Consider the following 6,404-nt stretch of genomic DNA (forward strand, 5'->3'; position numbering starts at 1 on the left):
AATGCATGACGAGCTGATCCTGGATGAGAACGCCTACGCCGTTTGGAAAGAACTGCGCGACAGCGACGATCCCCTCATGATCGCCCAATTGGAAGAACGCACCGGAGTGGACCAGTCGCAGATCACCGCAGCCGCCGCCCAGGCCTCCGGGCAGGGGTACTTTCAGATGGAAGAACGGCCGCGGCGCGAACTGGTGGCCGACGCCGAGGCTTCCGCGGCCCTGGCCAAAGGACTTCCCGAGCGGCAAGCTCTGGAGTTCCTCCAGCAAGCCGGCCAGCCTGTACCTAACGGAGAATTGGCCAAATGGGCCAACCAGCAGGGGCTGCCTCCCAATGAAGTCTTCAAGTACGGTCCCATGCGGGGCTGGATGAGGCGAGTCAAGGGCGATCAAGGATCAGCCTTGGAATTGACCGGGCAAGGCCAGGCCGCCCTGGCAGAGAAGGACCACGACGAGAAGGCCCTCGCTCATGCCATCGAGGCCGGCGGCGCCGTCTATCTGGACGAGCTGGAGGCCGAGGGCATCGATGGGGGGCGGGTCGAGAAGCTGCTGGGCAACCGCGACGAACTGGCCAAGATCAAGGACCGCACCCAGCGCCTGCTTTCGCTGACCGAGCAGGGGCGCCGCCTCATGGAGGAGGGCAAGGTCAAAGTCAAGCGCGAGCAGACCGCGCTTTCTCCTCAAGACATCACGTCCGGCGCCTGGCGCGACATCACCCTGCGCCGCTACGATGTCACGCTGCCCGCCGAGACCGTCTACCCCGCCAAGATCCATCCCATGCGCAAGATCATGGAAGAGGCCCGGCGGGCCTTTCTGGAAATGGGTTTCAGCGAGGTGGTCTCGCCCATGGTGGAATCGGCCTTCTGGAACTTCGACGCTCTCTTTCAGCCCCAGGACCATCCCGCCCGCGACATGCAGGATACTTTTTACATGGAGCATCCCGACAGGGTCGACTTGCCGGAAGAGAAGTACGTCGAGCCCGTGCGCCGCACCCATGAGGACGGGTGGGAAACGGGTTCCGAGGGTTGGGGCTACAAGTGGGATCCCGAGCGCTCCCGGCAGGTGGTGCTGCGCACTCACACCACGGCTTCCACCATCCGCGCTTTGGCTGCCCATCCCCAACCTCCGGGCAAGTTTTTCGCCGTGGGCTGGACGTTCCGCAATGAGTCCATCAGCTACAAGCATCTCCCCGTCTTCCACCAGGTGGACGGCATCGTGATCGACGAAGAAGCCAACCTGGCCACCCTGCTGGGAACGCTGCAGGCCTTCTACCACAAGATGGGCTTCGGAAAAGTCCGCTTCAAGCCCGCCTTCTATCCCTACACCGAGCCCAGCGTCGACGTGGTGGTCTACATGGAATCGCGAGGCAAATGGCTCGAGATGGGCGGTTCCGGGATCTTCCGTCCGGAGGTGACCGAGCCCCTCGGATGCAGGCATCCCGTACTGGCCTGGGGACTCGGCATCGAGCGCCTGGCCATGCTTCGCTTCGGGTTCAGCGACATCCGCGAACTCTACCGCTCTAATCTCGATACCCTTGAAGAGGTGGCGCTATGCCGATAGTCAACATCGATCTGGAATGGCTCAACCGTCTTCTGGGAAAGTCCTTTCCTCCCCAAAAGGTGAGCGAATCGCTGGAGCAGATCGGCTGCGACGTGGAGGAAGTCGTCGAGATCGCCCGCAGCCGCTGCCCCAACTGCGCTTCGCTGGTGGAAAATCCCGTGGGCCAGGAAGACGTCAAAGCCTGCAACTTCTGCGGATTCGAGGGCGAAGTGCCCTTCCAACTGGCCGGGACTTCGAAAGTCATTCGCCTCGACCTTTTGGCGGCCCGTCCCGACCTCTTCGACGTGGGAGGCCTGGCCCGCGCCCTGCAGGGGACGCTGGAAATCTCCTCGGGACTGCCCGACTATCCCCTGCGCGATTCGGGTCTGACCCTGCGCGTCGATCCTTCCACGGCCGAGGTGCGCCCCTACATCCAGTGCGCTGTCATGACCCTGCCCGAGGTGGACGAAACCAGTCTGGTTGCCATCATGAAACTGCAGGAGAACCTGCACTGGGGCGTGGGACGGGACCGCAAGCTGGCCTCCATCGGCGTCTACGATTTGGACACGCTGCAAGGGGACATCACCTACACCACGCTCGATCCCGACCAGGACTCTTTCGTGCCTCTGGGCACGCCCGGTCGCAGCATGACGGGACGCCAGATCCTGCAAGAGCATCCCAAGGGCGTCGGCTACGCCCATCTGCTCTCCCACCTCGACCGCTATCCCGTGCTGCGCGACGAGACAGGGCAGGTGCTCTCCATGCCACCCATCATCAACAGCGAAGAGACCCGCCTCAAGGTGGGGACCAAGCGGGTCTTCATCGACGTCACCGGCATCAGCCGGTCGGCCGCCGTCAAGGCGCTCGACACGCTGGTCTGCTCGCTGGCCGAGCTGGGAGGCGAGATCGAATCCGTCAAGGTCATCGAAGACGGAAAAGAGCGGAATTCCCCCGACCTGACGCCCGGCCGGCGCGAGGTCGAGATGGAAGAAGCCCGCCGCTGGCTGGGGTTGCCTCTGGACGCCGACTCCCTCATCGCTTCCATGCGCCGCATGCGCTTCGATATCGAGCCCGTCGACCAGGACAAGCAGCGCTTTCTCGTCAGCTATCCGGCCTACCGTACCGACATCCGCCACATGGTCGACCTTCTGGAAGACATCGCCATCGGCTACGGCTACCTCAACATCGAGCCGCGCCTGGTGCGTTCCATGACGGTAGGGGAACCGCGTCCCGAGGAACTCATCGGAGAACGGGCCCGCCAGGTGATGATCGGACTGGGCTACAGCGAGATCATGAGCCTGCCTCTCACCACCGCCGACAGCCACTACGACAAGCTGCGCCAGCCCGTGCCCGAGCGCTTCGCCCGCGTCAGCAACCCCAAGCTGAAAGCCTATGACGTGCTGCGCAGCCACCTGCTCAGCGGACTCATGGAAGCCCTCTACGAGAACCGCCGCCGGCCCATGCCCCTGCGCCTCTTCGAGATCGACAACGTGGTGGGCCTGGACGAAGAAGGCCTGACGCGGACCTCAGAGGAGCGCCGTCTGGCCTTGGTGGAGATCGGCCGCGACGCCGGCTATGCCGCCGTCCGCACGGTGGTCGACGCACTGCTGCGCGAGCTGGGGCTGGAAGGACGCTATCAGGCGCTGGAGCATCCCACCTTCGTGACCGGTCGCGTGGCCTCCTTCACCACCGAGGAAGGGATTGAAGGCCTGCTGGGCGAGGTACACCCCGAGATCCTCAACCGTTTCAATCTGGAGTATCCGGTGGGATTGGCGGAGGTGACCCTGCACCGTATGTTCTGAGCCCGTAAGCCCTGCTCGGGGGATCGGAGATCCGAGAGGCCCCGGCGCGGAGAAGGAGATGAAGCTCGACCACGGTTACCACATTCATCCCTAAAATCTTCTCCGCGCCGGCGCCGCTCGGCCAGGCAATTTCCAAGTTCCAATGACCAACCGCCAACAGCGAACGCTCAGGGCCTCTTGAAGAGGAGCAGGAAGCGGTCGCCCCGCCCTTGCCAATCGTTGACCCGCTCCACCAACTCAAATCCCGCCGAACGCATTTCTTGGATGACCGTCTCGGGCTCGATTCCATGCGCCTTGCGAAAGTTGGGGGTATTTCCCCTGGACAGGTTGTTGTCGGTGTCGAAGTCGATGATGCCGATCAGTCCGGACGGCTTGAGGGCCTGGCCCAGGTCTGTGAGCATGGCCTTGGGGTTCTCGAAGTGGTGGTAGACGTTGCGCACGTGAATGAAATCGCAGCATCCGGCGTGGAGCCCCGTGCGCTGCTGATCGCCTTCTACGACCTCGATATTGCCCAACTCGAAGCGCTTGGCCTTGCGCCGCAGGTCTTGCAGCTTCTCGTCGTCGACTTCGGTTGCCAGGATGCGTCCCTGTCTTCCCGCGATGCGGGCTAACTCGACGGTCCAGTCGCCGTCTCCCGCTCCCAGGTCGGCGATGACCATGCCGTCCTGCAGTCCGGCGATCTCGGCCAGCCGGTGGACCGTCTCGGCCTTGCTGTCGAAAAGCGCCAGTCCACAGGCCGTTAAGCCCAGGAAGACCAGGGTCCACACGGCGGCAACACGTTGTCTCATGACTTCTTCATCCCCTAACCCCGACCGTTGCTTCCTACCACGCAAAACCTCCCCCAAAGTTCCTGGAAATCGTCCCGCCGAGGGCGAAGCCCGAAGAGTTTTTTCGGTAAGCTGTCGGCGTGAGGGTTTCTACGGACAGCGGGTGGCGGTGGGTTGCGGTGGGTCTTTACGTGGCGCTTCTGCTCGGCACTCAGAACCTGGTGCTGTCAGGCTACATGTGGGCTTTCCGCCAAATGGGAGACGCGGCGGCCGTTTCACGTGGGGTTTACGTGCTCTACGGTTTGCTGGCCTGCGGCTTCCTGGCGTGGGCCAGACCGCGGGGGATCCGGGCCTGGGCCGGTTTGGCCATCCTGGGGTTTCTGCTGGTCTTGATCTTCGCCCACACCGACGTGCCAGCCAATCTGCTTCATTTCGTGCAGTACGGTCCGCTGACCCTGTTGGTTTTCTGGGCTCTGCAGCCACGGCTTGACGGTCTGAGGCTCCGTTTTGGCGTGGTGGCTGTGATTGTGGCCGTCAGCGTGGCCGACGAAGCCTTCCAGAGTTGGATTCCTCACTGGGATCAGAGCCTGCCGCCCCGCCGCTTCGATGGCTACGACATCTTCCTCAACCTGGTGGCGGCACTTACCTTTCTCTTCTTGCTGGGCCTTGTCACTGGCGGATCACGGCGAGATCGCGGCCCACGGCGGTGAAGGTCTCGATGGCGCGGTCGAGGTCGGCGCGCGAGTGAGCGGCCGAGATCTGGACGCGGATGCGGGCCTCGCCCTTGGGCACCACAGGATAGGAGAATCCCACCACGAAGATGCCTTGGCGGTTCAGCCGTCCGGCCATTTCCACGGTCCGCTTCTCATCCCCCAGCATGATGGGCACGATGGGGTGGATCCCGGGCTGAATCTCGAATCCCGCCTCGGTCATGCGTTCGCGGAAGTACCTGGTGTTCTCCTGCAGCCTGCGCACCAGCCGGGGTTCCTCTTCAACGATCTCCAGGGCCTTTAATGAACCGGCCGCCACCGAGGGCGCCACGGTGTTGGAGAAGAGATAGGGACGCGAGCGCTGGCGCAGCAGTCCGACGATTTCGCGGCGCGCGCTGGTGAATCCTCCCGAGGCCCCCCCCAGGGCTTTGCCCAGGGTGCCGGTGATGATATCGATGCGGTCTTCCAGCCCGAAATGTTCGGGAGTGCCGCGTCCGGTTTCGCCCAAGAATCCGGTGGCGTGGCATTCGTCGATCATGACCAGGGCGTCGTAGTCCTCAGCCAGATCGCAGATCTCCGGCAAGGGCGCCAGGTCTCCGTGCATGCTGAAGACGCCGTCGCTGGCGATGAGGCGGATGCGGGCGCCCTGAGCCTCCTCCAACTGCCCGCGCAGATCGTCCATGTCGGCGTGCTTGTAGATGCGCCGCTGAGCCTTGCAGAGGCGGACGCCGTCGATGATGCTGGCGTGATTGAGGGCGTCTGAAATAACGCAGTCCTCGGGTCCCAACAGGACCTCGAAGAGTCCCCCGTTGGCGTCGAAGCAGGAAGGGTAGAGGATGGTGTCTTCAGTACCCAGGAAGTCCGAAATCCTGGCTTCCAGCTCTTTGTGCAGGTCCTGAGTGCCGCATATGAAGCGCACCGACGACATGCCGAAACCGTGGCTGTCCAGCGCGTCCTGGGCCGCCTCGACGACCTCGGGATGGTTGGCCAGTCCCAGGTAGTTATTGGCGCAGAGGTTGACGGCCGGCCCTTGCTTGGTTTCGACACGGGCCCCTTGCGCCGAAGTGATGATGCGTTCCTCTTTGTAGAGTCCGCTTTCGCGGATGGAGTCGAGTTCTCCTTGCAGCAGCGTCTTGACTTTTACATCGTACATGCTTGCAGTATAGCGAGATGGCAAAGAGGCGCAAAGCCAGGGCCACTAGTGCTGCCGGTCATAAGTTCTGCGCCAGGGCCGCCGTTTTTTTGTGCCTGAAAGGGACAGATTCGCCGGCCCGGCGACTGTGTTAGAAGTCAAGTCCGGGCTGGCTGAAGGCGAGCGATTCGCCGGCCCCGGCGACTGAGTTAGAAGTCAAGTCCGGGCTCGCTGAAGGCGAGCGATTCGCCAGCCCAGGGTCAGCCGCGGCGAGCGCCAGCGAGACGGCGGCGCCACCCTGGGTTTCAGACGGCAAAAGTCTGAACGCTGAAAGCGTGGAATAACGCGACAGGGTGGCTCAAACGTCTGACGCACTGCACTAGCGGAGACAATTAGCGGAGGGAGTCGCACAGCAATCAGCTCAGCGGCTGGCGGGAACAATGGCGGGTATCGCCG

At 63.1% G+C, this 6,404-nt stretch carries 5 protein-coding genes; 3 read left to right on the forward strand and 2 right to left on the reverse strand.

What is annotated here, in order from left to right; all coding sequences use genetic code 11:
* The first annotated feature begins 1 nt into the window (after nucleotide 1).
* Nucleotides 2-1,558: a phenylalanine--tRNA ligase subunit alpha gene (locus tag VLU25_07595; GenBank protein ID HSR67789.1), complete on the forward strand. Its 1,557-nt coding sequence runs from the start codon at nucleotides 2-4 to the stop codon at nucleotides 1,556-1,558.
* On the forward strand, nucleotides 1,549-3,339 hold the full coding sequence (pheT, locus tag VLU25_07600; GenBank protein ID HSR67790.1) for a phenylalanine--tRNA ligase subunit beta: 1,791 nt from the start codon (nucleotides 1,549-1,551) through the stop codon (nucleotides 3,337-3,339). The genes VLU25_07595 and pheT overlap by 10 nt, the downstream gene beginning before the upstream one ends.
* A gap of 167 nt (nucleotides 3,340-3,506) precedes the next feature.
* Here the strand turns inward: pheT and VLU25_07605 are convergent, their stop codons facing one another.
* Nucleotides 3,507-4,127: a class I SAM-dependent methyltransferase gene (locus VLU25_07605; protein ID HSR67791.1), complete on the reverse strand. Its 621-nt coding sequence runs from the start codon at nucleotides 4,125-4,127 to the stop codon at nucleotides 3,507-3,509.
* A gap of 119 nt (nucleotides 4,128-4,246) precedes the next feature.
* Between VLU25_07605 and VLU25_07610 the strand changes: the two genes are divergently transcribed.
* Nucleotides 4,247-4,816, forward strand: a complete 570-nt coding sequence (locus VLU25_07610) for a VanZ family protein (protein HSR67792.1) — start codon at nucleotides 4,247-4,249, stop codon at nucleotides 4,814-4,816.
* Here VLU25_07610 and kbl read toward each other — a convergent pair.
* Nucleotides 4,776-5,969: a glycine C-acetyltransferase gene (kbl, locus tag VLU25_07615; protein ID HSR67793.1), complete on the reverse strand. Its 1,194-nt coding sequence runs from the start codon at nucleotides 5,967-5,969 to the stop codon at nucleotides 4,776-4,778. The genes VLU25_07610 and kbl overlap by 41 nt on opposite strands.
* Nucleotides 5,970-6,404 lie beyond the last annotated feature (435 nt).

This window comes from Acidobacteriota bacterium (genome assembly GCA_035471785.1).
Classification (GTDB): domain Bacteria; phylum Acidobacteriota; class UBA6911; order RPQK01; family DATIPO01; genus JANQFM01.

Coding starts and splice junctions, on each gene's coding strand:
- pheT (HSR67790.1), top strand. CDS start 1,549: ATGCCGATAGTCAACATCGATCTGGAATGGCTCAACCGTCTTCTGGGA.
- VLU25_07605 (HSR67791.1), bottom strand. CDS start 4,127: ATGAGACAACGTGTTGCCGCCGTGTGGACCCTGGTCTTCCTGGGCTTA.
- kbl (HSR67793.1), bottom strand. CDS start 5,969: ATGTACGATGTAAAAGTCAAGACGCTGCTGCAAGGAGAACTCGACTCC.
- VLU25_07595 (HSR67789.1), top strand. CDS start 2: ATGCATGACGAGCTGATCCTGGATGAGAACGCCTACGCCGTTTGGAAA.